The sequence below is a fragment of the Kitasatospora sp. NPDC054939 genome, assembly GCF_053610105.1.
The window spans coordinates 1-22,123 of record NZ_JBSGXP010000141.1; the positions used below are offsets into that span (position 1 = coordinate 1).

Consider the following 22,123-nt stretch of genomic DNA (forward strand, 5'->3'; position numbering starts at 1 on the left):
GAACTCGTGGCCCCCGAGAAGAAGGCCGGCGCCATCGCCACCATGTTCACCGGACTGACCGTCGCCAACGTCGTCGGCGTCCCGGCCGGCACCTTCGTCGGCCAGGTCGTCGGCTGGCGCGCCACCTTCGGGATCGTCGCCGCGCTCGGCGTCGTCGGCCTGCTGGGCATCGCCCGGCTGGTCCCGGCCACGCCCCGGCCCGAGGGCGCCCACCTGCGCCGCGAGCTGACCGCCTTCCGCAACCCGCAGGTGCTGCTCGCGATGGCGATGACCGTGCTCGGCTTCGGCGGCGTCTTCGCCGCGATCACCTACATCGCCCCGATGATGACCCACGTCGCCGGGTACTCCGACGGCGCCGTCACCTGGCTGCTGGTGCTGTTCGGCATCGGCATGTTCCTCGGCAACCTGCTCGGCGGCCGCTTCGCCGACCGTCGGCTGATGCCGATGCTGTTCGCGAGCCTCGGCGGCCTGGCGGTCGTCCTGGCGCTGTTCACCGTGACCGCGCACAGCAAGGTGCTGGCCGCCGTGACCATCCTGCTCGTCGGGGCGCTCGGCTTCGCCACCGTCCCGCCGCTGCAGAAGCGGGTGCTCGACCAGGCGCACGGCGCCCCCACCCTCGCCTCGGCCGTCAACATCGGCGCGTTCAACCTCGGCAACGCCCTGGCGGCCTGGCTCGGCGGCCTGGTCATCGCAGCCGGCCTCGGCTGGACCGCCCCGAACTGGGTCGGCGCCCTCCTGGCCGCCGCCGCCCTCGTCCTCGCACTCTGGTCGGCCGCCCTGGAGCGGCGCGCTCCCGCCGCCGGGCCGACGGCCGCCGCCCCGGCGCCCGCCCACGTCTGAACGCCCGCGCCACCGTCGAGGCCGCCCGCCTGGGAATCCGGCATCCGCTTCCTCGACACCGCACCCCTGTACGGAGCGGGGCTGGCCGAGACCCGACTCGGCGAGGTCCTTGCCGACAGGCCCCGCGACTCCTACGTCCTGTCCACCAAGCTCGGCCGGGTCGTCCTCGACGAGCACGAACGCGCCGCCCACCAACTCGGCGAGAAGGGCGGGCTGTTCGCGCACGGCAACCCCGACCGGATCCTCTACGCGTGGACCGCGGACGCCACCGAGCGCTCCGCGCGGGCACGCCGAGGGCCCCGTCCGGGACGCGGGAGTACCGCGCCCCGGACGGGGCCGCCGTCGATCGGGTGCCGATCGGTGCCGAGCCGCTCCGGCTCCGGGCTCAGTACCGCGAGGTGACCGTCACCCCGCTGAAGGCCTGCTCGGCGTGGAGGCTGAAGTACACGTAGCCGCTCGGCGGGTTGGTGATCGTCAGGCTCTCACCGTTGCCGGCCTTCGCCGACCGGGTGACGTAGCTGTTGGTGTAGGCCCAACTGCCGTAGTCGTAGTACAGGTTGGCATTGCCCGTGCCACCGCTGCTGCTGACCGTGATGCTCGGCGTACCGGCCGGCACGTTCAGGTAGAAGTGCACGTAGTTGCCGGTGGCGGCGGCGAGGTTGCTGCGCTGGCAGTTCCGGGCCAGCACCCGGGTGTCGGAGCCGGCGCACTCGGGCGAGGCGGTGATCACCACGCTGCGGCTGGTGGTCGCCGTGGCGCCCTTGTCGTCGGTGACGGTCAGGCTCACCGTGTAGGTGCCGGGGGCCGCGTAGTACTTGCCGGGGTTGGCGGCGGTGGAGGTGGTCCCGTCGCCGAAGTTCCAGGCCCGGGAGGCGATGCTGCCGTCGGCGTCGGTGGACAGGTCGGCCAGGGCCACGTACGTCCCGTTGACCGCCGCCGTGAAGGCCGCGGTGGGGGCCTGGTTGGCCGGCGGCTGCGTGGTGCCGCACGCACCGGCGGCGCAGGCGGTCAGCCAGGCGTCGAAGTCGGCGTCGTAGCGGGTGCCGATGGTGCTCTTCAGCAGCGTGCGGGCCCCGTTCCAGTCGCCCGTACGGTACTTGGCGAGCACCGCGTCCACGTCCGCACGGTGCTTCTCCAGCATGTAGCGCACGGCCAGGTAGCCCCAGCGGTAGGTGCGCTCGCTGTTGGTGTTCTCGTACGTGGTGTCGAACAGCGTGCTCAGCTTGTAGGTGTGCTGCCCGGCCGCCGTGATCGCCGCGTCGTAGGAGAGCTTGCGGTAGGAGTACGACACGTACTCGGCGAAGCCCTCGATCCACCAGATGGTCGGGGTGGTGACGTTGGCGTCGAAGTCGCCGTGCATGTCGAAGCGGCCGTCGAGGTAGTGCGTGTACTCGTGGTTGAGGTTCCACACCTCGAACGCCGGCTTCGCCCAGGCCGCCTCGTAGGCGAGGAAGCGCGGCTGGTTCCCGGCGGCGGACGGGTTGCCCTCCAGGTACATGCCGCCGTTGTCGGTGTTGATCCCGTAGATCGCGGCGGCGAACACCTGGTAGTCGAAGGGGCTGTCGAAGACGACGACCTCGATGCTGCCGTTCAGGTCGCCGGCCACCGGTCCGCGGTCCTTCGCCACTGCGTGGAAGTAGGCGTCCTGCGCGTTCAGGCTGCGGCAGGCCGCGTCCGCGTTGTCGGCGGTCACCTGCTGGCCGATGATCCGGATGCTCGACGAGCACGAGGAGGAGGTCGTCAGGATGCCACTGCGCAGCCGGGAGACGGCGTCCGTCGTGCCATAGTAGCCGGCGTTGCCCTCGTCGTACTCACCGGTCATCTCGGCGACGGCGGCCCACTGGTAGGCGGTGCGGCCGCTCGGCGAACTCTGCTGGGCGAGGCCCTTCAGCAGCGGGCGGACCTTCGGCCGCAGCGAGCTGTACTGCACGAACCGGCCCAGCTCACGGGTGGCGTTGTAGGTCAGGTAGCCGAAGTCGGTGCCGAGCAGGGAGCCGTTGGAGGCGGCGAAGCCGTACAGGGTGTCGAGCACGCTCGGGTCCGCCTCGACGGCCGGCAGGAAGCCGTTCTGGTGGCCGCGGAACAGTACGGTGAACACGCTGTTGACCGCACCCGCCATGCCCGGGACGCCGTTGTGGGTCGCGGCGTTGTAGTCCGTCAGGATGCGCTTGACCACCGGCAGGTAGCGGCCGTTCTCCAGCGCGCTGTCGATCAGGACGACCGCCTCGCCCAGGATTCCGGCGTTGACGGCGGTCACGTCCCGGGAGCGCGGGCTGTTGAAGAACGCGTCCAGGGCGCCCCGGGTCGCGTTCTTGAGCGTGCTGCCGTAGCTGCCGACCGCGGCGGAGTTGTACCACTGCACGAAGTAGCCGGCGCGCAGGTAGAGCACCAACTGCGCGATCGAGCCCCGGTTGTCGCCCGGGTAGGCGGAGGCGGTGGAACGCAGCGCGTCGGCGACGCTCACCATCTGGGCCTCGCGGAACGCCCAATAGGCGTCGTTGCCGGTCAGGTTGAACAGCCTGTTGATGCAGTCGGCGTCGGACGCCTTGATCTGCTGGACCAGGGCGCTGCCGGTGCGGGAGGTGAAGTCGGCTGCGCTGCAGGCGGTGGCGGCAGTGGCGGATGCGGCCGCAGTGGACGAAGGCGCCGAGGAACCCTGCGACTTGGCGGCTTGGGTGGGCCGGCCGGCAGCGGCACTGCCGTCGGCGGTGGTGCGCAGGCCGAGGGACTTGGCCGAGGCGACCGCGTCGAGCGGCGCGGTGAACGGCGCGCGCTCCTTGGCCGGTACCGGTGTGCCGTGGTCGGCCTCCCCGGTGTACGGCGAGGTGCCGGCGGCGGGCAGGGGCGCGAGGGTGCGCCCGCTGTCGCCGGCGGCCGGCGCGGCGGGAGCGGGAGCCGCCTGGCCGCTGGGGGCGAACAGGCCGAGCGCCAGGCAGAACGCCAGCGCTAGGGTCAACAGCCTTGCTGATGACCGTATTTCGGGTATGCGGAAGGTACTCACGTGGGGGGCCTCCGAGCCATGGTCGGCCGCGTTGGGGGTACGGCCGGGCAAGGGTGAGGACCGCCGACGGGCACACCGTCAGGAACGGCGCACCGCAGGGGCGGTGGGGAATGTGGCATGTACCATTGCACACATCACATCGCGGATGGAAGCCGCCTCACAGACTCGACACACCCGCCACAGACGCCACACAGCAGCCCGGTCGGCGGGGGGTCGGCAGTGGTCCCGCGCAAAGGTCGAGCACGTCCCGCCGCACCCACCACCTCGCACCCGCAGGGAAGTTCGGCCCTGCTGACGCGCCGTACGCCCGTGCGACGGTGACGCCTCAGGCCACGTACCGGTGCAGCACGTCCAAGTAGTGGCGGTCCCGATGGGGCACGTCATTGTCCCTGCCCGGAAGGCCGAAGACCGCGCAGACCCCGGCGGGCCGGGTGAGGATGCTCGACTGCTCGTCGAACGTAAGGATGTCGTTGACCACGTGCTCACAGCCCACGGCGTCCAGGGCCGCGAGCAGGTCCTCACGGAGCACCGTGCCCTCGAACGACTCCGACCCGGGCAGCACCAGCGGAGGCAGTGACACGCTCGCTCCCGGCCACAGGTCGATCCCGATCCCGCTGACCGCCCGCCGAGTGACGTACAGTCTGAGCCCGCCCCAGGAATACGGGTAGCCGTCGATGTCCGGCCCCTTCATCCGGATGGCCGGATGCGGACGCCCCGACCCGAGAAGCTCCTCCGCCTCGCCCAGGGCATGCCGCAGTGCAGCGGCCCGATCCGGCCGGTCCGGGCGAAGTCCACGAGGACGTCCATCAAGGTCACGGCCCCGACTCTGGCACACCACCGCACGCGCCCGCCTCCCGATATCGCCCGCACGGCCTGAGGCACCCCATGCCCTCAGTCCCGGAGGCACTCTCCCTGCGGATCGAAGCAGACGAGCCCGTGCGCGCGGGCGAGCGCCGCGGCGTACGCGGAGACCTCCGCCGCCCTGCCGTACGACATCATGGGGAACGGACCACGCTACGCGCTCGGGGTCCTGCCGTAGTAGGGGCTGACGGTCCTCGCCAGCTTCCGTTGGATCGAGCGCAGCATCCCGATCGTCGCCTCGTCCGTGAAGCCCGTGGTGGTGAACCATTCGACGCCCGAACCGGCCAGGTCACTGACGAAGACGATCTCTGCTGCCAGGAGCGCCCGTGCCCAGTCACCTGCCGGGAGCGGGCTGTCCTCGTCGAGCGCGTCCCGCAGTCTCCGGCACTGGTGCAGCAGGTCGCGGGCGTCGGCGAACCCCATGCCCACCGCCAGCTGATCGCTGCAACGGGCCGGCCCGCCCCATTCGCCGAGCGCACGCCCGAGCAGGTGAACCTCCCGCTCGTCCAGCACCTCGCTCGCCCTCACCGCCTGCCCCGCCTGCCCCGCCATCCGCCCGTCCCTTCCGCATTCCGCGAACGTCGCCAGCACCCTACCCGCACGCGTCCTGCGGACCGTGAAGTCGACACCTCGCCGCACTCCGTCCGGAAGAGTCCCCGTGCGGCTGCCGGCCCGGCCCGCAGCCGGGATCGTCCGCAGTGTGGGGCGCGGCACCGGTGTCGCAACCGCCCGCTAGCGTTCGCTGCATGCGCTCACTGATCACCGCCATCCGCGAGGACGACGCGGTCTCCCGATTCCTCGCGTGGCCGGGCGACTTCGAACTGGACCGGGCCGACCACGTCGAGGAGGTCCACCTGTCCTCGGGCGCGGCCCTGGAGGGCTTCGCGGGCGACGGCGCCGGTGGCACGTTCTTCTTCTGCGGGGAGGGCGGCGAGGAGCGCCCGGTCCTCTACGCGGACTCCGAGGGCCGCGCGGCCCTGGTCGCGATCGGGCTCCCGGAACTCCTGCGGCTCCTGCTGGTCTCGCCGTGGTGGCGCGACTGCCTGGGGAGCAGCCGGTGGGACCCCGCCGACCTGGCCGCCGAGTACCTGGCGGACATGCCCGACCTGCCGGAGCAGCGGGAGCGCACGGCGGCCGCGCTCGGCCTCGACCTTCCCCCCGAGGCCGAGGTGCTGGCCCGCCTGCGCGAGGTCGCCACCGGACCGGGCAAGGACGTCGTCCTGGTCTTCACCCCGGAGGACAGCCCCTACGATTCCCTCGTCGCGCGCTGATCGCCGCGGGCCGAGGCCTCGAACGCCGCGTAGGTGACGCTGAACCCCGCGGCGGACTCCCCGTACTTGGTCAACTGGTGGCGGAGCGCAGCCGCAGCATCCGGCACCCGGGCCTCGAACGTGCTCCAGTGGACGAAGCACAGCTCACGGGGCATCACGACCAGGCCGGTGACCGCATCCCAGAACGCGTTCCAGTTCATGCCGTAGAACCACGGAAATCCCAGGTCCCGCTTCAGGACCTCGTGCAGCTCGCGCTCGCTCAGGACGGAACCGAGATCGATCTCCACCCGGCGGTCCGGGTCGGGCTCCGGGTCCTCCGGGGCGCCCCAGAAGGTCGGGAGCCACCAGCACAGGACCGAGCGGTCGTCGGGCCACGGCCGAGGGGTCTCGCTCCTCCACTCCTCGAACGCGAAGACGTCGGCCGGGTCGATCGGACGCCACTCGGGGTCGACGGGCTCGTCCTCCAGCGGCGGCCGGACGAACCGGCGCCCGCGCTGGTCGCAGGCGCCGTACGCCCGGTAGTTCTGCTGCGCCTCGACGAGCGAGAGCCGGTCGGCGCCGCGCGGCATGAACGGCCACCGGAACGGCACCGGGTCGTCCTCCCAGGCGCAGATCGGGCAGATGCTGTACGACCCGGGCCACCCGTCCGCCGCATCGAGGACGAGGTGACCACAACAGGGACAGGGGCGTCGGGTATCCACCGGGACAGTCTCGCCTGCCGCCCCCTCCTCCCGCGAACGGGTTTCGGTGCAGGTGGACGGCCGGAACCCCGATGCTCGCGTCAGCGGACGGGGACGGTCGGCTCGTCGTCGCACAGGCCGGTCCGGCAGCACGCGGGCAGCCGATCGGCGGCCGCCTCCCGTACCCGTTGCAGCCGGCCCCGGTCGGTGTCGGCCTGACGGTCGGGCGGTCCGTCGCGTGCGGGGTGCGCATGGGCGTGCGAGCACGTGCGGAAGGGCGAAGACTCCGCGCGGAGTCTTCGCCCTGGGTGGAGGTCAGGCGGTTTCGGTGGGGAGGCCGGCTTCGACCCAGTCCTGGATGCCCTCGCGGTACTTGCGGACGTTGGTGTAGCCGAGGCCGGTGAGTCGGTCGGCGACCTGTCCGCTGTTGGGGCATGCCGGGTTGGAGCAGTAGGTGACGATCGCGGCGTCGCGGTCGGGGAGCACGGTGGACGCCTGGACGTCGACGTCGGCCAGGACCAGCGCCAGGGCGCCGGGCAGGTGCTGCTGGGCGTAGTACGCGCCGCCGAGCGTGTCGACGACGGTCACGGCGCCGGTCTCGATCGCTGCTGCCAGTTCGTCGCGGGTGATGAGTGCGGTCATGCCACTGCCTCCAAGGGAATCGGACTACAGTCCTCTTATGGCTCACGACAGTAACGGACTGCGGTCCGGTTCGGCAATGCCCCTGGAACTGCTGCGGACGCCGCCGCCCAAGGAGCGCGCGGACGCGGCCCGCAACCGGGCCGCGGTGCTGGAGGCGGCCGCCAGGCTGTTCGCCGAGCAGGGCGTCGAGGCGGTGTCCATGGATCAGGTGGCCGCAGCCGCCGGCGTCGGCAAGGGCACCCTGTTCCGCCGGTTCGGTGACAAGTCGGGGCTGGCTGCCGCCCTCCTGGACGCCCGCGAGCGCGTGCTGCAGGAAGCGGTCCTGTCCGGGCCGCCCCCACTCGGCCCCGGGGCTCCGGCCGACGAGCGCCTGCCCGCATTCCTGAATGCCTACCTGGACTACCTGCTGGAGCATCTGGCGCTGGTCCGGATGTCCGAGACCGCCACGCCCGGAGCCCGGTACAGGATCGGGGCCTACCGGTTCTGGCATCGCCATGTGGCGATCCTGCTCACCACCGCACCGGACCCCGACCACGCCGCCCACGCCCTGCTCGCCGCCCTGGCAGCCGATCACGTCGCCGCACTCCTGCCGGAGCTCGGCGAACAGCGGATGCGCACCGGCCTGCTCCACCTCGCCCGGTCGGCGATGTGACGATCCTGAACCGGGCCGCGGGCGGCACTTCTGGTGGTCCGACCGCCGGGAACGTGAATCTCTGTGGCCTCGGCCGGGCCGGTCTCCGCTTGTCCGACTACGCGACAAAGAGCTTGCCGGCCGACCCGTGCGCGGTCCGGTCGGCGCAGCCGGGTTCGGCGGCGGTGTGGCCGAACCCGGGGCGCGCCCTCAGGCCCGGGGGCGGATGGCCAGGCCCGGGCGGCGGCGGTGGGCCGTCAGGTAGACGGCGCCGTCCGGCCCGGCGGAGACGCCGCGGGCCGCGCCGCGCGGGAGCAGGCGGAGCACTCCGGCCCGCAGGTCGTGGGCGGTGCCGGCGCAGCGCAGGGTGGCGTCGCCGGCGAGGCCGAGGACCAGGACGTCGAGGTCGGGTTCGACGTGGTCGGGGACGGTGGCGTGCGGGCGCAGCCGGACCACGTTGGCGTCGAGTTGGCGGTCGTCACCGGTCAGCCGCCACAGCGCGCCCGCTGCGTCGTCGGCGACCTCGCGCAGCAGGTCGTCCAGGATCACGCCCTCGCCCACGGCGTCCGAGTCGGTCATGCCGGACATCATCGCACCCGTCCCGGTCTCCCCCGGGCAGGGCCGGGACGCCGCCGTGGATCCCGTGCACCGGGGCGATGCGTTCACGACGACTCGGCCGTCCGCCTCCTACACTGACGAACCATGGCATGCCGCATCACCGAGCTGGTCATCGACGCCGCGGACGCCGAGCGGCTCGCCGCCTTCTGGGGCGAGGTCCTCGGCTACGTGGAACTCGGCCGGGAGGACGACGGGAGCATCGAACTCGGGCCGCCCGGCGCGGGCTTCGGCGGACCGCAGCCGACGCTCGTCATCAGCCCCAGCAGCGATCCGCGGACCGGGAAGCTGCGGCTGCACATCGACGTCAGCGCCACCGACCGCGACCAGGACGCCGAGTTGGAGCGTCTCCTCGCGCTCGGAGCCCGGCCCGCCGACGTCGGCCAGACCGGTTCCGAGAGCTGGCACGTACTGGCCGACCCGGAGGGGAACGAGTTCTGCCTCCTGCACGCCCGTGTCCGGGCCGTGTGACGGCCTGGCCCGACCGTACCGTGAGGGGGCATGCTCCAGGTCGTGGATCGTTCGTGAGATGAGCCGTCGTTCGTGAGATGAGCCGTCGTTCGTGCGATGAGCCGGGGTCGCCGGATGCGTAGGCTCGTGGCCGTGCGTGATCGGATACCGAAGATCGTGCCGTACGGACCGTCGGAGGGCCGCGAACTGACGGTGAGCGCCGCCGCGCGTATCCCGTCGGGGGAGGAGACGACGACAGAGGCCACCGCCACGGCGATGGCCAGGGCCGTGGCGAACTGGGCCGACGAGTCCCATGGGCGTATCGAGGCGCGGTTGTTCGAGCTCGCCGAACCCAAGGACGCCCGGTCGGTCCCGAACGCGCTCCTGGCACTGGGGTTGGAGTGCCTGCACGGGGCGAGGAGAGAAGACCGCGCTGTCGGTCGCTGTCCACCCGCCGGCCCAGGCGTGGCGAGTGCTGTTCGGCGCGGCATCGACCGGAGGCGCGTACAACTCGGGTTCCTTCGGCGCCTACGGTCGGCTGGCGGCCTGGCAGTCCATGGCGGCGCTGGCCGGAAGTGTGGAGGGGGCCACCGCCGGTGAGGTGGAGGCACGGGTGCGGGACTGCGTCTGGTACGGCTTCGGCGCCGGCACGATGTCGTTCGAGCGGGTGGCCTGAGACATCGCTCTGGCCGCACCCGGACGGGACGGTCGGAGGCTGGCCGTGCTCGCCGCCACGGACTCCGCCTGACGTCCCGTGACTGGGCTGGTCGGGTCGGGCCGACGGGCGGTACGGGCCGGCGGGCGGTACGGCTCCGCCGACCGGTGTTGTTCTGCCGGGGCATCGGGCTGACGTCGTACAGGTCCGCGGGTGCGGGACCGGCGCCGTCAGGGCGGAGCTGTCAGGTGAGCTGCCGAGGGCGAGCAGCAGAGCGGTCACGTTCGACCCACGCTCGACATCCCGGTCTCGGACCTCCTGCAGGGACGGCCCCAGGGGGCGGGTCCGCGTGGTGGCCGCCGACACCGTGGAACCGCTGTGGACGGGCGCGCACGGCAGCGAGGCCCGGGCTGATGCTCACCACCGCGGGGCCCGCCCCGGTCCAGGCGTAGCGCCCGGCGGCTGGAACCGGGCGAGGAGCACCCGAGCCACCCCCACCAGGCCGGCGTGGTCGAGACCGTGAACGTCACCTCGGGCCGGATGGTGCTGGTCGTCGACGGCACCGACTACCCGGTCGGGGCCGGCCAGACCGCCGCCCTCGACGGCGACGCCGCACACACCTACCGCGGGGCGGGGACCGATACCTGCCATCTGATCATGACGGTCCACCCGCCCCCGGGGCCCGCCTCCACCACCGCGTAGCCCGCCCTGTTCGGCCGGTCACGACGGCGCCGCCTCAGTGCGCGAAGAGGGTGCTGCTCAGGACCACGCTGGTCGCGGTGCCGCCGATGATGCTCAGCAGCGCGTTCCGGCGGGCGAGGTGCAGCCCCACGGTGACGGCCAGCGCCAGGACGGGGGCTGCGGCGACCTGGGGTCGGGACAGCGGCAGGTCGCGCAGGCAGTACAGGAAGAGGATCACCATGACCCCCGCGGGCATGCGGGCGCCGAGGTACTGGACCACGGCGCTGGCGCGCAGCGGGGCCAGGACGGTGAACGGCAGGGCGCGCAGGGCCCAGGTGACGGCGGCGGACACGGCGACGGCCAGGAGCAGGTAGCGGGCGTCAGGCATGGTGCGGGCTCCGGTGGTCGGGGCTTCGGCGATTCGGACCCCCATGGTTCGGGCTCCGACGGTTCGGGCCCCGGCCGGCGGCGAAGTGGCGGATCAGGAGGGCGGCGGTGAACAGGGCGAAGGCGACCGGCAGCATCTGGTCGGGGGCCAGCAGTCTGGCGGCCAGCGCGCTGAGCACGGCCAGGAGCGGGGTGGGCAGATCGCCGCGTCGCTCCCGGACGGCGTCGATCGCCAGGACGGCGAACAGGGCGGTCAGGGCGAAGTCCAGGCCCGCGACCGAGTCGGGCACGGCGGAGCCGATCAGGGCACCGACGGTGGCGCCGCCGACCCAGTACGCCTGCATGAGCACCTGGAGCCAGACGATGCGCGGACCGGTCCAGGAGCGGGCCCGCGGGCCGGTGGCGAGAGCGTACGACTCGTCGTTCAGCGCGAAGGTGCTGTAGGCCCGGGCCGACCGCCCCCGCACGCGGTGGAGGGGGAAGGACAGCGCGTAGAAGACGTGCCGGAGGTTGACCAGGAAGGCGGTGAGCGCGACCGTCGCCGGCGGCGCGACCGCGAGGACGAGGCCGACGAGGAGGAACTCGAACGACCCCGCGTAGATCACCGCGGTGGACACGGTCGCGAACCACCACGGCAGTCCGGCGTGGCTGATGAGCACACCGAGGGCGAGTCCGAGCGGCACCAGGCCCAGCCCCACGGAGGCCGAGTCCTTGAGCGCTGCCCGGGCCTCGGAGCGCGACCGGTCGAGGGCCGGTTCGGGGCTCTGCTCGGGGGCCGGGGACGGCTTGGCGGATGGGGCGGGCGTAGGAGTGAGGGCCTGGGCGGGATGGGGCGAACGGGCAGGAGAACGGGGATCGCGCGCAGCGACCGGAATTGCGGACACGCTGAAACTCTAGACCGATTTGCGCCTCATTTGGTTGCCGATAATTCCTCTAGAATGCGACTATGGGCAATGAAGTAGCACTCGATGCGATCGACAAGGAAATTTTGTTCCACCTGCGCCAGGACGGTCGGCTGACCAACGTCGAGCTGGCCAAGCGCGTCGGCCTCACCCCGCCGCCGTGCCTGCGCCGTCTCAAGCGGTTGGAGGAGACCGGCGTCATCAGCGGCTACCGCGCCGTCATCAATCCGGAGGCCATGGGGCGCGGCCTGGAGGTGATGGTGGACGTCGAGGTGTTCGCCAACGACCTCAAGACCATCGAGACCCTGGAGGAGACCCTGACCTCCTACGAGGAGGTCGTCGAGCTCCGCCGGATGTTCGGCCGGCCCGACTACTTCCTGCGCGTCGCCGTCGCCGACCACGCCGCCTACAGCGCCTTCCTCACGAGCAAGCTCACCGGACTGCCCGGCATCCTGCGTGTGGAGTCCCACCTGACCATGAAGAAGGTCAAGACCGGGGACTGACCGCCGCCCGCGGACCTCCACCTCCGGTGGCGGCGCTCGTGGGAGGTCGGCGAGGTCCTGTCCGCTCCCCCGCAGCCGTCCGGGAAGGGGCCGCCTCCCCGGCACGATCTGGGATCAGGAGGCGGCCCCGGTCCTGGGAGTGACCGTCACTCAGTCCGTGGTCGGGGCATCGACCGCGTTGTTCTGGCCGGCCACGATCTTCCACCCGTCGGACTGGCGGGCGATCACGTAGAGCGCCGCGCCGTGGGCGCCCGCGACGGGCGTGCCGTCGGCGTCGGTGGGCGTCTGGGCGACGTTCACCGCCACCACGTCCTCGGCGACGGCGAGCAGTTTCGTGACGTCGTAACGGGCGAAGGAGTCGCGCAGGAACCCTTCCATCGCGGGCCGGCTGAACTCGGTGATCGCCGCGCGGCCGTCCAGTCGGCGCCCCATCGCGTTGGTCCACGAGGCGTGCTCGCCGAACTGCTCCCCCAGCGCCACCGCGTCCTTGGAGTTGAACGCCTTCTCCAGCGCCGCGACCACCCCGGTCACGGCCTCGCGCACCTGCACCGCAATGTCCCCCACCACGAGCACCTCACCGGCCATTTCCGGCACCTCCCCGAGCTTCTGTCGTCCGGTCCGCGGCGGTGATCACCGCCGCGGACACCATCAGACAACGTAAAGCCCACTTGAGGTCAAGCCCACTCCTCGAAGGCCCCCTCCGCACCCGCCGCGCCCGATCCGCGGGGCTCGAACTCCCCGACGGAAGGCGATCCGCGGGGCCGACCTGCCGATGCAGCCCCGCTCCCCCGGGCTCCCCGGCGCACGCTCCACCGAACGGGCGAACTGTGCGCAGGAATCGAGCAGCCTTCCGAGCGCCGAGGACGACCTCGCACTCGCCCACACGTTGCACCACCTCGACGCCGACGACGGCCACAGCCGCCTCCAACTGTTCTTCCGCCCCACCCGTCTCCGGGGGCATGTCCGCAACCAGGAGCCCCACAAGTGCCACCGGCTCGCCTGGTGGCCGCTCGACCGCATGCCCGACAACACCGTCCCCTACACCGTCCGTGCCGTCTCCGAGATCGCCCGGGGCAACCCGCTGTCCGTCCTCGGCTGGGCGACCTGACCCGCCGCTGCCCACCCGCCTGACCCGGCCATGACCCGCTCCCACGGAGGACCGCGTTTGAAGCTGCGCCCGACACACGCCCGAAGGACCGACGCCGCACCCGGCGAATCCGTCTCCGAGAGCGAGCGGTTCCTCTTCGGCGGCCGGCTGCTCTACGACTACAACTTCAGCGACCACGAGCAGACCATGCTGAAGATCGGTTTCTTCGCCGTCGCCCGCCAGATCCCCGGCATGCTCCGGACCGCGCTGCGGCTGGCCTGGCAGGCCGACCGGACGGCTCTGTCGGCCGTCACCGTCGTCCTGTGCACCGTCTCCGCCTGGGCCACCGCACGACTGGAGCCCAAGACCGAGCGCGCCGCGACCGTCGGCTACCTGCGCAGAGCGGCCCGGGTCGAACTCGCCGCCCTGGAGGATCCCGAGTTCAGCAGGCTGGTGGAGTCCGCCCGGTTCGGGACCGCCGCGGTCCGACGCCTCATCGGCCAGAGCATCGCCGTCCTCACCGCACTGCTCGGCCTGGTGGCCGCCGGCGGTGTCCTGCTCACCCTCGACCCCGTCCTGCTGCCCATGCTGGTGCTCATCGCCGCGCCCCAGGGCTGGGGCGCGGTCCGCTCGGCCCGGCGGCGCTACGGCTCGGTCATGGCCTGGCTCCAGCACCACCGGGCCGCCGCTCTCCTCGCCCAACTGCTCACCCAGCCGCAGGCGGCGCCCGAGGTCCGGGTCCACGCCCTCGGCCCCTTCGTCCTCGGGCACTACACCGCCATGGCGGAGGCGTCCGAGCTCGAACAGAACCGGCTCGCCCGCGCCACCGCCGCCACCTCGCTCCTGGCCTCCGCACTGTCGGGTCTGGCCGCCGCGGCGACCTTCGCGGTCCTCGGATGGCTCGTCCACGACGGCCACACGGCCCTCGCCGTCGCCGGCACCGCCGTGGTCGCATCCGCAGTGGCACCGCCGACATCACCGCGCTGGTCAGCACCGTCAACAACCTCTACGAGGAAGCCCTGTTCGTGTCCGACCTCGACCGCCTGCAGCGGGAGGCGGAGCACCGCGCCATCCCCGTCGGCGGCAGTCCGCTCCCCGAACGCCCCGCCGTCATCACCCTCGAAAGCGTCTCGTTCACCTACCCCGGGCGCACCGCAGCCGCCCTGACCGACGTCTCCCTGACGATCCCGCGCGGCAAGGTCGTCGCCCTGGTCGGCGACAACGGCTCCGGCAAGTCCACCCTCGTCAAGATCCTCACCGGCCTCTACCTGCCCGACAGCGGCCGGGCCCGCTGGGACGGCACGGACGTCGCCACGGCCTCGCGGGACGACCTGTTCGCCTCCGTCGCCGTCCTCGAACAGGGCTTCCAGCAGTGGCCGTTCACGCTGCGTGCCAATGTGCTGATCGGTCGGCCCGAGCACGGCAACGACCCCGAACTGCTGAAGCGGGCCGCCGACTACGCCGACCTGCACCCGCTCGTGGAGGCCCAGGACAACGGCTGGGACACCCTCGCGGCCCGCGGGTTCAAGGGCGGTGTGCAGCTGTCAGGCGGGCACTGGCAGCGCATCGGCATGGCCCGCGCCCACCACCGGGCCACCACCACCGGCCCCGCCGGCCGCCCCACCCACCTGGTGATCGCCGACGAGCCGACCTCCGCACTCGATGCGAAGGCCGAGATCGCGGCGTTCGCACGGATCCGCGAACTCGCCGACCAGGGCCTCACCGTCGTCCTGATCACCCACCGCCTCGCCGCCACCGCCGACGCCGACCTCATCTACGTCCTGCGCGAGGGCCGACTCGCCGAACAGGGCACCCACACCGAGCTGATGGCCGACCCGGCCGGCGGCTACCGCGCCTCCTACCTGTTACAGGCCCGCCAGTACGCCACCGCCGTCCCCGAACCGCGAGCGCACGCCGACGACCCGGCACCGGACCGGGGTGCCGACTCGGCGTAGCGCGTCCTCCTCCGCCCGCAGTCACGGCGCGTGCCCGAGGCCGGGCGGAGGTCGGGGTCCGGCTTCGGGTTCCGGGCTCCGGCGTCCGGGGTCCGCGCCACTGGTCGGCGGGGGGCGGCGCGGGCGCCCGTGCGAGGATCGCGGTGTGAACGAGCTCTGCTTCCGACGCGCCGACGACACCGACCTCGCCGCCGTGGTGCTCCTGCGGGACGACGCGGCCCGTTGGATGCACGCTCGGGGCGTCACCGACCAGTGGCAGCCCGGCGAACTGGACGAGGACCACTTCCGCCGGACCCTCGCGAACGGCGAGATCTGGCTCGCCGAGGCCGCCGACCGCCTGATCGGCGCCTGGGAACTGTGGTGGACGGACGAGGACGCCTGGGGGCCCCAGCCGCCCACCGCCGGCTATGTGCACCGGCTGATGGTGGACCACCGGACCGCCCCGCCCGGAACGGGGCGCCGGCTGCTCCGCGCCGCCGAGCACCGCGTGGCCGGGGCCGGCCGCCCGCTGGTACGGCTGGACTGCCTGGCCGGCAACGAACGCCTGACCGCGTACTACCTCGGGGCCGGCTACCGGATCGTCGGACGCAAGGAGGGCAAACCGCAGCCGAACGGCGCGCCCAAGTCGTTCACGCTCCTCGAAAAGCCCCTCGGGGACGACCCCGGCGGAAAGGCGGCACGCGCGCCCCGCCCCTGACGCAGCCCCGGTCCCCGGCGTCCATGGGTACCGCGTGGGCGCCGCTCGGCGGCTGCCACACCTCTCCGGTCCGGGGGTGACGTGGGACTGGCGGTGCCGGGGCCGCGCCCGGGGTGCGCGGGGGGCGCGACGGTCGGTCGGCCGCGCCCCGCAGCGGGGTGGGTGGGGTCAGGCCGCCGGGTGGAGGGCGGTCGGGGTGCCGTCGGCGAGTTCGAGGTGGGTGCCGGTGAAGCGGGTTCGCAGGCGGCGGTCGTGGGTGACGAGCACCAGGGTGCCCGGGTAGTCGGCAAGGGCGTCCTCCATCTCCTCGACCAGGTCGGGGGCGAGGTGGTTGGTGGGTTCGTCGAGGAGCAGCAGGTCGACGGGGTCGTCGACCAGGCGGGCGAGTTCGAGCCTGCGGCGCTGACCGGTGGAGAGCGTGTCGACTGGCGTCGCGAGGTCGGTCGGCCGGAACAGGCCGAGGGCGAGCAGGCGGTCGGCGCTGCCGCCGAACGCCTCCAGGACGGTGCGCCCGTCGGGGGCGGGGTCGTTGTACTGGCGGAGCAGGCCCACCCGGGCGGGTCGGCGCACGGTGCCGGCCTCGGGGGTGAGTTCGCCGGCGAGCAGGCGCAGCAGGGTGCTCTTGCCGGCGCCGTTGGGTCCGGTGACGAGGAGTCGTTCGCCGGGGGCGAGGCGGAGGGTGTCGAGGTGGAGGCGTCCGGGGATCCGGATGCCGGTGAGTTCGGTCGGGGCGGGTGCGCCGGTGATCCGCGCGGCGAAGTGGAGCGGGACGGGCGGCGGGGGTACGGGGTTCTCGGTGAGGCGGTGGAGGCGTTCGCGGGCGTTGCGGATGCGGCTCATGGCGCCGTGCGCCCGGGAGCGGGCGCGAAAGGCTCCGGCGCCGCTGAAGGCGGCCGGGGCCTTGCGCGGGATGGCGGAGAGGCGGGTGATGCCGGTGTCGGCGAGGGCGGAGTGCCGGCTGAGGTCGGCGCGCCACTGCTCGTGCTCGTGGGCCCAGCGGGCGCGAGCGGCGGCCTTGGCGGCGAGCAGTCCGGCGTAGCCGTTGCCGTGGCGGTTGACGGTGTGTCGGGCGTCGTCGACCTCCAGGACGGTGGTGGCGACGCGTTCGAGGAAGACGCGGTCGTGGGTGACGGCGACGACGGTGCCGCGGTGGGCGCGCAGGTGGTCCTCCAGCCAGGCGACGGCCTCGTCGTCGAGGTCGTTGGTGGGTTCGTCGAGCAGGAGCAGCTCGGGGTCGGCGGCGAGGGTCGCGGCGAGGGCGAGCCGGGAGCGGCGCCCGCCGGAGAGGCTGCCGAGCGGCCGGTCGGGGTCGAGTGCGGTGCGTTCGCCGAGTCGGCGGAGCATGGTGGCGACCCGGCGGTCGGCGTGGTGGCCGTCGCGGGCCTCGTACTCGGCGAGCAGGGTGCCGTAGTGGGCGAGCGTGTCCTCGTCCGCCTGGTGGAGGGTGCTTTCGAGGTCGTGCAGGCGCCGCTCCAGGGTGCGGAGGTCGGCGAGGGCGAGGTCGACGGCGTCACGGACGGTCGCGGTGCCGGGCAGTGCGAGGGTCTGGGCGAGGTAGCCGGTGCCGCCGGAGCTGACGACGGTGACCGTGCCGTTGTCCGGCTGCTCGGCGCCGGCGAGGAGCCGGAGCAGCGTGGACTTGCCGGAACCGTTGTCGCCCACGACCGCGACCTTCTCGCCGGGGCGGACCGTGAGGTCGACCCGGTCGAGGACGAGGCGGTCGTCGTAGCGCTTGGTGACCTCGGAGAGGGTGAGCTGGGAGGGCGCGGTCCGGGATGGGGCAGTGCGCAAGTCGGGCCTTTCGTCGGCGACATTTCCACGAGACGAACCGTTCCGTCTCGTTGCACCACCATACCCCTTCGCCGCGCACTCGGCAAGACGAGACGTCTCGTTTCTTTGGTGCTGCATCGAGCGGGCCTCTCGCCGCGCAGCCCTCCCTGCCGGCGCTGGCCTCAGGCGGAGGAGGAGGGGCCCGGCTGGGTAGCGGGCAGGTCGGCGGCCGACGGGCGCGCGGTGAGGGCGTCGGTGTGGCCGGAGCGCAGGGCGCGGCGGGCGTAGTAGGCGAAAGATGCCTGGGCGCGCTTGGGGGTGGAGGTCCAGTCGTGGGCTTCGCGGGCGAGCAGGTCGGGGATCTCCTGGATCTTGCCCGCGGCGGCGGCCAGGAGGTGGAGCCGGGCCGCGCGTTCGAAGAGGACGGCGAGGGTGCAGGCCTCCTCGACGGTGCCGGTGGCGACGAGTTGGCCGTGGTGGGCGAGCAGGACGGCGCGCTTGTCGCCGAGTGCGGCGGTGATGATCTCGCCCTCCTCGTTGCCGACCGGGATGCCGGGCCACTGCGCCAGGAAGGCGCAGTCGTCGTAGAGGGGGCACATGTCCATGTGGGAGACGACGAGCGGGGTCTCCAACATGGAGAGTGCGGAGACGTGCAGCGGGTGGGTGTGGATGATGCAGTTGACGTCGGGTCGGGCCCGGTAGATCCAACTGTGGAAGCGGTTGGCCGGGTTGGCCATGCCGCCGCCCTCCAGGACCTCCAGGTCCTCGTCGACGAGCAGCAGGTTGTCCTCGGTGATCTCGTCGAAGCCGAGGCCGAGCCGCTGGGTCCAGTAGGTACCGGGCCGTTCGGCGCGGGCGGTGATCTGGCCCGCCAGTCCGGAGTCGTGGCCGGCGTCGAACAGGATGCGGCAGGTGAGTGCGAGCTTCTGGCGGACGCTCCACGCGTTGTCGGGGATCGCCGCCTGCATGCGGCGGTGGGCGAGGGAGACCAGGTCGGTCCTGGCGGTGTCGAAGGTCTCGGCCACGGCCGGGTCCCCTTTCGGGTGCGGGTGCGGGTGCAGGTGCGGGTGCAGGTGCAGGTACGCGGATCGGCGAAGGCAACGCTCGTGCAGTGCAGCGGAGTTAGCACGCCGGTAGGCCGTTGCGCGACCCCGGGGAACACGGCGTTCACCCTAGGACACCTCGCGTCCCGGCGTCGACGGCCGGTTTCGGCCCGCCGCGGCTCGGCGGCCCGACGGGCCCGAGGCGAGATCCGGTCGACCGACCGGCCGACGGGGTGCGAGGGTGCGGGCATGGAGTTCTTCGTTCACCACCGCGACCGGCCCGGCTCCCTGCCCCTGCGCGACGAACTGCTCGAAGCCCACTGGGCCTACATGGACGGGTATGCGGCGGAGTTGATCGCCCGCGGCCCGACGATGGCCGACGACGGCCGGACTCCCACCGGCAGCGTGCACATCGTCGACCTGCCCGATGCCGCCGCCGCCCGGGCGTTCGCCTTCGACGAGCCCAACTACCAGGCGGGCGCGTACCGGGACGTGCTGATCCGGCCCTGGCGCAATCTGCTGGGCCGCACCATGTGGGAGTACCCCGGCGGCCGGACCGGCGGCAACCGGTACCTGGTCCTCGGGCTGGGGTCCGGCGAGCCCGCCGATCTCGCCGTACCGTCCGACCGCGCGGACCTGATCGCGTACGGTCCGCTGTCCTCCGACGACGGTACCGCCTGGCTGGGCACCGCGGCCCTGGTCCGGGCAGTGGACCGGGAGGCGGCGGCAGCCGTGCTGACGGCCGACCGGTACGCGGCGGTCGACGTGCACAACTGGCAGTTCGGCGGGCGGCCGTCCTGACCCGGGCGGTGCGGCGACGACCGTCCGGTCGGCCGCCGCCGGCCCGCTACCACCATTCGCCGTCGGGCACCTCGGTCGGGTCGGTGACCCAGCCCGCTGCCAGGACCAGGCGCGAGGTGCGGTGCACCGCGAGGAAGCCGAACGGGCGGTCGAAGACGGCGGAAACCGCCAGGCACCGGTAGCGGATCCGCGGGGGCACGCCGCAGCCGACGGCTCCGAAGGCGGTCACCGATGCCGCATGGAAGCCGTTCGGGCCGAAGGTCGCGGTCGCCACCTGGCGGCCCGTCCCGATGCCCAGCGGCTCGGCGGCCGTGATGCCGGGGAACCGTCCCGCCGGATCGGTGGTCTGCGCGGCCGCGGTCAGGCCGAAGACCTCGGCCCGCTCCAGCAGGTCGTGGTCGGCGTCGACCGTGAACGCCGGGACGCGCACATGGAGCTCGGGCGGCTCCGGCGTGGTGGAGAGGTACCAACCGATGACCACGCCCGGCCCCGGACTGCCGACCGGCAGCCGGTCGGCGGTCTCCCGGTGATGGGTGCCGTCGAGCATCCCGAGGCCCGCGGAGAGCACCTGCGCGGGGGTGGCGGCGGGTTCACCGAGCAGCAGGTGGACGTCGATGTCGTGGCGGCCGAGGACGCGCAGCTCGGTGACCGTGCCGACAGGGGTGTCGGCGACGGCCAGGCGGTCCAGCGGGCGGCCGGTACGGGCGAGGAAGCGCACGTTGCGCTCCGTCCAGGGGCCCTCCGAGGGCCGGTGGTGGCGCGGTTCGAAGGGCCGCAGCCAGTCGGTGCGGACGGTCAGGGCGGCGGCGAGGACCAGGCGCGTCGCAGGCTCGATGTCCACCGGCATGGAGTCGACGAGGCCGTCGGTCATCTTCGCGGCCCAGCTGTCGAGCCTCGCGCGGTCGGTGTCGGCGTCGCCGCTGAAGGTCCGGTGCACCCCCGACGGCAGCCCGGACAGCCAGGCGGGTGACAGGGCGAGGTCCTCGCGGGTCCACAGGCCGAGCGCGGCACCGGTACCCGGCTGCGCCTGCAGGTCGGCCAGCAGCGCGCGGGCCCGCGGGACGGCCTCGCCGGTGCGCAGGCCGAGGGCGCCCTCCAGCTCCGCGGCGGTGCGCGGGTCGGCTCCCGAGGCGAGGAAGGCGAGCAGCGGCCAGACCCCGGCCGGCATGAAGACCGTGCCGCTCCCGCCGATGTGCTCGGCCCACCTGGCGGCCAGACCGTTGACCCCACGCACCGCTGCCGCCGGAACCACGCCTCGTCCACCCCTCGTACGGCCTCGTTCGACCTCGTACGGCCTCGTACGACGGCCTCGTACGGCCCGAACCGCCGTCACCGGGACGGCCCCGCGCCCGGTCGGGCGGTCGTACGAGCCTAGAGGCCCGGACGGGTGGCGGGCCAGCGGATATCGGTTCCGCGGGCCGGCCGGAGAGCCGATCGGTGAGCGGGAGCGGCACGGTCGACGACCGCACCGACCAGGTCGCCGAGCACTCCTTCGTCCCGGCCCCAGCGCCACCCGGCGGCCCAGGCCCCGAACCGGTCCACCAGCGCCCGGTTCAGCTCCTCCGCCCAGCACCCGCCCTCCCCGTGCACCCACCCGACGACCGCCGCGTCGGCGGGCCCACCGGCCGGACGCTCCGGGACCAGCGCCGAGGGGCGGAGTGCCCGGACGGCGGCGAGCGCGGAGTCCGCGTCGAAGGGGTGGACCCGCGGATCCACCTCGGGCCAGGACAGGGTGACGGGCAGTGCGGTCGGGAGGAGCGCGGGCGGCACGGTGTCGGTCACGGCGCCGGCCTGACACGGTGGTGCGACACCGCTGCGGGCCCACCGTCCGACCTCCGCCCCGGGCATGACGGACCGGCGGCGGGTTCTAGGATCTGTGGCATGTCCACAAGACTTGTACAGATCAACATGAAGGCGATCGACGACTCCGCGCTCGGCCGGTTCTGGGCGGAGGCACTCGGCTGGGGTATCGACAGCGAGGGGCCCGGGGTCACCAACCTCGAACCCGTGGGCTTTCACTACCCCGACCCCGCAGCCGTCTGCGTCGACATCATCGCCCGCCCGGAACCCAAGACGGTGAAGAACCGGGTGCACCTCGACCTGGCCACCACCTCGGCCGAGCACCAGGCGGAGCTGGTCGCGCGTCTGAAGGACCTCGGCGCGACGCTCGCCGACGTGGGTCAGGGCGACGTCCCCTGGACGGTCATGGCCGACCCGGAGGGCAACGAGTTCTGCGTCCTGGAGCCCCGTCCCGTCTACCGGGACACCGGGCCGATCGCCGCGGTGGTGGTCGACTGCACCGACCCGCGCGCCATGGCCCGGTTCTGGGGCGAAGCGACGGACTGGACGGTGCACGAGGTCGCCGACGACCACGCGTCCCTGCGCTCCGCCCAGGGCGTCGGCCCCTACCTGGAGTTCGTGCGCACGCCCGACACCAAGAGCGGGTGGAACCGCGTCCACCTCGACCTCGCCCCCTACCGCGGTGGCGACCTGGCCGAGGAGGAGGTCCGACTGCGTACCCTGGGCGCCAGCGACCCGGGGATCGACCAGTCCGCGATCCACTGGAAGATTCTGGTCGACCCGGAGGGCAACGAGTTCTGCCTGCTCACCCCTCGCTGACCCGCAGCGACGGCGCCGCCCCGGTACCGGGG

General features: G+C 73.0%; 25 protein-coding genes and 3 pseudogenes. 15 read left to right on the forward strand and 13 right to left on the reverse strand.

What is annotated here, in order from left to right:
- Window positions 1–840, forward strand: an 840-nt coding sequence (locus tag ACWGB8_RS30315) for an MFS transporter (RefSeq protein WP_452216820.1), incomplete at its 5' end; no start/stop codon positions are given.
- Window positions 841–867: 27 nt separating this feature from the next.
- Window positions 868–1,119: pseudogene (locus tag ACWGB8_RS30320) on the forward strand (aldo/keto reductase); the annotation flags it as partial.
- A gap of 106 nt (window positions 1,120–1,225) precedes the next feature.
- Here ACWGB8_RS30320 and ACWGB8_RS30325 read toward each other — a convergent pair.
- The 3 genes from ACWGB8_RS30325 to ACWGB8_RS30335 form a co-directional block, all read right to left on the reverse strand.
- Window positions 1,226–3,799 carry a collagenase gene (locus tag ACWGB8_RS30325; protein WP_452216843.1) on the reverse strand — a complete coding sequence of 858 codons (2,574 nt, stop codon included), beginning with the start codon at window positions 3,797–3,799 and terminating at the stop codon, window positions 1,226–1,228.
- Window positions 3,800–4,166: 367 nt separating this feature from the next.
- Window positions 4,167–4,421, reverse strand: coding sequence for a hypothetical protein (locus ACWGB8_RS30330; protein ID WP_452216821.1), 255 nt, complete (start codon window positions 4,419–4,421; stop codon window positions 4,167–4,169).
- A gap of 434 nt (window positions 4,422–4,855) precedes the next feature.
- On the reverse strand, window positions 4,856–5,230 hold the full coding sequence (locus ACWGB8_RS30335) for a hypothetical protein (RefSeq protein ID WP_452216822.1): 375 nt from the start codon (window positions 5,228–5,230) through the stop codon (window positions 4,856–4,858).
- Window positions 5,231–5,448: 218 nt separating this feature from the next.
- Between ACWGB8_RS30335 and ACWGB8_RS30340 the strand changes: the two genes are divergently transcribed.
- The gene (locus ACWGB8_RS30340) at window positions 5,449–5,973 is read left to right on the forward strand and encodes a hypothetical protein (protein WP_452216823.1); all 525 of its coding nucleotides are present in this window, start codon (window positions 5,449–5,451) and stop codon (window positions 5,971–5,973) included.
- Here the strand turns inward: ACWGB8_RS30340 and ACWGB8_RS30345 are convergent.
- Together ACWGB8_RS30345 and ACWGB8_RS30350 are read right to left on the reverse strand one after the other, a co-directional pair.
- Window positions 5,949–6,920, reverse strand: a complete 972-nt coding sequence (locus tag ACWGB8_RS30345) for a CPCC family cysteine-rich protein (RefSeq protein WP_452216824.1) — start codon at window positions 6,918–6,920, stop codon at window positions 5,949–5,951. The two genes, ACWGB8_RS30340 and ACWGB8_RS30345, sit on opposite strands and share 25 nt — an antisense overlap.
- A 48-nt stretch (window positions 6,921–6,968) precedes the next feature.
- On the reverse strand, window positions 6,969–7,295 hold the full coding sequence (locus ACWGB8_RS30350) for a rhodanese-like domain-containing protein (RefSeq protein WP_452216825.1): 327 nt from the start codon (window positions 7,293–7,295) through the stop codon (window positions 6,969–6,971).
- Window positions 7,296–7,371: 76 nt separating this feature from the next.
- Between ACWGB8_RS30350 and ACWGB8_RS30355 the strand changes: the two genes are divergently transcribed.
- Window positions 7,372–7,947, forward strand: coding sequence for a TetR/AcrR family transcriptional regulator (locus tag ACWGB8_RS30355; protein ID WP_452216826.1), 576 nt, complete (start codon window positions 7,372–7,374; stop codon window positions 7,945–7,947).
- 189 nt (window positions 7,948–8,136) lie between these two features.
- Here the strand turns inward: ACWGB8_RS30355 and ACWGB8_RS30360 are convergent, their stop codons facing one another.
- Entirely contained in the window at window positions 8,137–8,505 is a 369-nt protein-coding gene (locus ACWGB8_RS30360) for a hypothetical protein (RefSeq protein WP_452216827.1), read from the reverse strand.
- A 123-nt stretch (window positions 8,506–8,628) separates the two neighbouring features.
- Between ACWGB8_RS30360 and ACWGB8_RS30365 the strand changes: the two genes are divergently transcribed.
- The 4 genes and pseudogenes from ACWGB8_RS30365 to ACWGB8_RS30380 form a co-directional block, all read left to right on the forward strand.
- Entirely contained in the window at window positions 8,629–9,012 is a 384-nt protein-coding gene (locus ACWGB8_RS30365; RefSeq protein ID WP_452216828.1) for a VOC family protein, read from the forward strand.
- Window positions 9,013–9,126: 114 nt separating this feature from the next.
- Window positions 9,127–9,333: pseudogene (locus ACWGB8_RS30370) on the forward strand (DUF6183 family protein); the annotation flags it as partial.
- Window positions 9,305–9,667: a DUF6183 family protein gene (locus ACWGB8_RS30375; RefSeq protein ID WP_452216829.1), complete on the forward strand. Its 363-nt coding sequence runs from the start codon at window positions 9,305–9,307 to the stop codon at window positions 9,665–9,667. The pseudogene ACWGB8_RS30370 and the gene ACWGB8_RS30375, both read left to right, overlap by 29 nt.
- A gap of 270 nt (window positions 9,668–9,937) precedes the next feature.
- Window positions 9,938–10,348, forward strand: a pseudogene (locus ACWGB8_RS30380) (cupin domain-containing protein); the annotation flags it as partial.
- Window positions 10,349–10,382: 34 nt separating this feature from the next.
- On the opposite strand, the gene ACWGB8_RS30385 reads toward ACWGB8_RS30380, so the two are convergent.
- Complete coding sequence (locus ACWGB8_RS30385; protein WP_452216830.1) at window positions 10,383–10,715, reverse strand: branched-chain amino acid transporter permease; 333 nt, start codon at window positions 10,713–10,715, stop codon at window positions 10,383–10,385.
- The gene (locus ACWGB8_RS30390; protein ID WP_452216831.1) at window positions 10,708–11,598 is read right to left on the reverse strand and encodes an AzlC family ABC transporter permease; all 891 of its coding nucleotides are present in this window, start codon (window positions 11,596–11,598) and stop codon (window positions 10,708–10,710) included. Before ACWGB8_RS30390 ends, ACWGB8_RS30385 begins: the two co-directional genes overlap by 8 nt.
- A 62-nt stretch (window positions 11,599–11,660) precedes the next feature.
- Here ACWGB8_RS30390 and ACWGB8_RS30395 point away from each other — a divergent pair, with 62 nt between their 5' ends.
- Window positions 11,661–12,119, forward strand: a complete 459-nt coding sequence (locus tag ACWGB8_RS30395; RefSeq protein ID WP_452216832.1) for an Lrp/AsnC family transcriptional regulator — start codon at window positions 11,661–11,663, stop codon at window positions 12,117–12,119.
- Window positions 12,120–12,269: 150 nt separating this feature from the next.
- On the opposite strand, the gene ACWGB8_RS30400 is transcribed toward ACWGB8_RS30395, so the two are convergent.
- Window positions 12,270–12,704, reverse strand: coding sequence for an SgcJ/EcaC family oxidoreductase (locus ACWGB8_RS30400; RefSeq protein WP_452216833.1), 435 nt, complete (start codon window positions 12,702–12,704; stop codon window positions 12,270–12,272).
- A 187-nt stretch (window positions 12,705–12,891) separates the two neighbouring features.
- On the opposite strand from ACWGB8_RS30400, the gene ACWGB8_RS30405 reads away from it, so the two are divergent.
- From ACWGB8_RS30405 to ACWGB8_RS30420, 4 genes are all read left to right on the forward strand, one after another.
- On the forward strand, window positions 12,892–13,227 hold the full coding sequence (locus ACWGB8_RS30405; RefSeq protein WP_452216834.1) for a hypothetical protein: 336 nt from the start codon (window positions 12,892–12,894) through the stop codon (window positions 13,225–13,227).
- A gap of 57 nt (window positions 13,228–13,284) precedes the next feature.
- The gene (locus ACWGB8_RS30410; RefSeq protein WP_452216835.1) at window positions 13,285–14,373 is read left to right on the forward strand and encodes a hypothetical protein; all 1,089 of its coding nucleotides are present in this window, start codon (window positions 13,285–13,287) and stop codon (window positions 14,371–14,373) included.
- Between the two features lie 41 nt (window positions 14,374–14,414).
- Window positions 14,415–15,161 carry an ATP-binding cassette domain-containing protein gene (locus tag ACWGB8_RS30415; RefSeq protein ID WP_452216844.1) on the forward strand — a complete coding sequence of 249 codons (747 nt, stop codon included), beginning with the start codon at window positions 14,415–14,417 and terminating at the stop codon, window positions 15,159–15,161.
- A gap of 145 nt (window positions 15,162–15,306) precedes the next feature.
- Complete coding sequence (locus ACWGB8_RS30420; RefSeq protein WP_452216836.1) at window positions 15,307–15,858, forward strand: GNAT family N-acetyltransferase; 552 nt, start codon at window positions 15,307–15,309, stop codon at window positions 15,856–15,858.
- A 168-nt stretch (window positions 15,859–16,026) separates the two neighbouring features.
- On the opposite strand, the gene abc-f is transcribed toward ACWGB8_RS30420, so the two are convergent.
- Window positions 16,027–17,649 (reverse strand): ribosomal protection-like ABC-F family protein, encoded by a 1,623-nt coding sequence (abc-f, locus tag ACWGB8_RS30425; protein ID WP_452216837.1) that lies wholly within the window; start codon window positions 17,647–17,649, stop codon window positions 16,027–16,029.
- A gap of 161 nt (window positions 17,650–17,810) precedes the next feature.
- Window positions 17,811–18,653: an aldolase gene (locus tag ACWGB8_RS30430; protein ID WP_452216838.1), complete on the reverse strand. Its 843-nt coding sequence runs from the start codon at window positions 18,651–18,653 to the stop codon at window positions 17,811–17,813.
- A gap of 267 nt (window positions 18,654–18,920) precedes the next feature.
- Between ACWGB8_RS30430 and ACWGB8_RS30435 the strand changes: the two genes are divergently transcribed.
- Window positions 18,921–19,472, forward strand: a complete 552-nt coding sequence (locus tag ACWGB8_RS30435; RefSeq protein ID WP_452216839.1) for a YciI family protein — start codon at window positions 18,921–18,923, stop codon at window positions 19,470–19,472.
- 46 nt (window positions 19,473–19,518) lie between these two features.
- Here the strand turns inward: ACWGB8_RS30435 and ACWGB8_RS30440 are convergent, their stop codons facing one another.
- Window positions 19,519–20,706, reverse strand: coding sequence for a serpin family protein (locus ACWGB8_RS30440; RefSeq protein ID WP_452216840.1), 1,188 nt, complete (start codon window positions 20,704–20,706; stop codon window positions 19,519–19,521).
- 137 nt (window positions 20,707–20,843) lie between these two features.
- A complete protein-coding gene (locus tag ACWGB8_RS30445) occupies window positions 20,844–21,254 on the reverse strand; it encodes a hypothetical protein (protein ID WP_452216841.1) in 411 nt (136 codons plus the stop codon).
- Window positions 21,255–21,353: 99 nt separating this feature from the next.
- On the opposite strand from ACWGB8_RS30445, the gene ACWGB8_RS30450 reads away from it, so the two are divergent.
- Window positions 21,354–22,091, forward strand: coding sequence for a VOC family protein (locus ACWGB8_RS30450; RefSeq protein WP_452216842.1), 738 nt, complete (start codon window positions 21,354–21,356; stop codon window positions 22,089–22,091).
- The last annotated feature ends 32 nt before the right edge of the window (window positions 22,092–22,123 follow it).

Coding starts and splice junctions, on each gene's coding strand:
- ACWGB8_RS30355 (WP_452216826.1), top strand. CDS start 7,372: ATGCCCCTGGAACTGCTGCGGACGCCGCCGCCCAAGGAGCGCGCGGAC.
- ACWGB8_RS30450 (WP_452216842.1), top strand. CDS start 21,354: ATGTCCACAAGACTTGTACAGATCAACATGAAGGCGATCGACGACTCC.
- ACWGB8_RS30365 (WP_452216828.1), top strand. CDS start 8,629: ATGGCATGCCGCATCACCGAGCTGGTCATCGACGCCGCGGACGCCGAG.
- ACWGB8_RS30400 (WP_452216833.1), bottom strand. CDS start 12,704: ATGGCCGGTGAGGTGCTCGTGGTGGGGGACATTGCGGTGCAGGTGCGC.
- ACWGB8_RS30385 (WP_452216830.1), bottom strand. CDS start 10,715: ATGCCTGACGCCCGCTACCTGCTCCTGGCCGTCGCCGTGTCCGCCGCC.
- ACWGB8_RS30405 (WP_452216834.1), top strand. CDS start 12,892: ATGCAGCCCCGCTCCCCCGGGCTCCCCGGCGCACGCTCCACCGAACGG.
- ACWGB8_RS30350 (WP_452216825.1), bottom strand. CDS start 7,295: ATGACCGCACTCATCACCCGCGACGAACTGGCAGCAGCGATCGAGACC.
- ACWGB8_RS30340 (WP_452216823.1), top strand. CDS start 5,449: ATGCGCTCACTGATCACCGCCATCCGCGAGGACGACGCGGTCTCCCGA.
- ACWGB8_RS30435 (WP_452216839.1), top strand. CDS start 18,921: ATGGAGTTCTTCGTTCACCACCGCGACCGGCCCGGCTCCCTGCCCCTG.
- ACWGB8_RS30395 (WP_452216832.1), top strand. CDS start 11,661: ATGGGCAATGAAGTAGCACTCGATGCGATCGACAAGGAAATTTTGTTC.
- ACWGB8_RS30375 (WP_452216829.1), top strand. CDS start 9,305: ATGGGCGTATCGAGGCGCGGTTGTTCGAGCTCGCCGAACCCAAGGACG.
- ACWGB8_RS30360 (WP_452216827.1), bottom strand. CDS start 8,505: ATGACCGACTCGGACGCCGTGGGCGAGGGCGTGATCCTGGACGACCTG.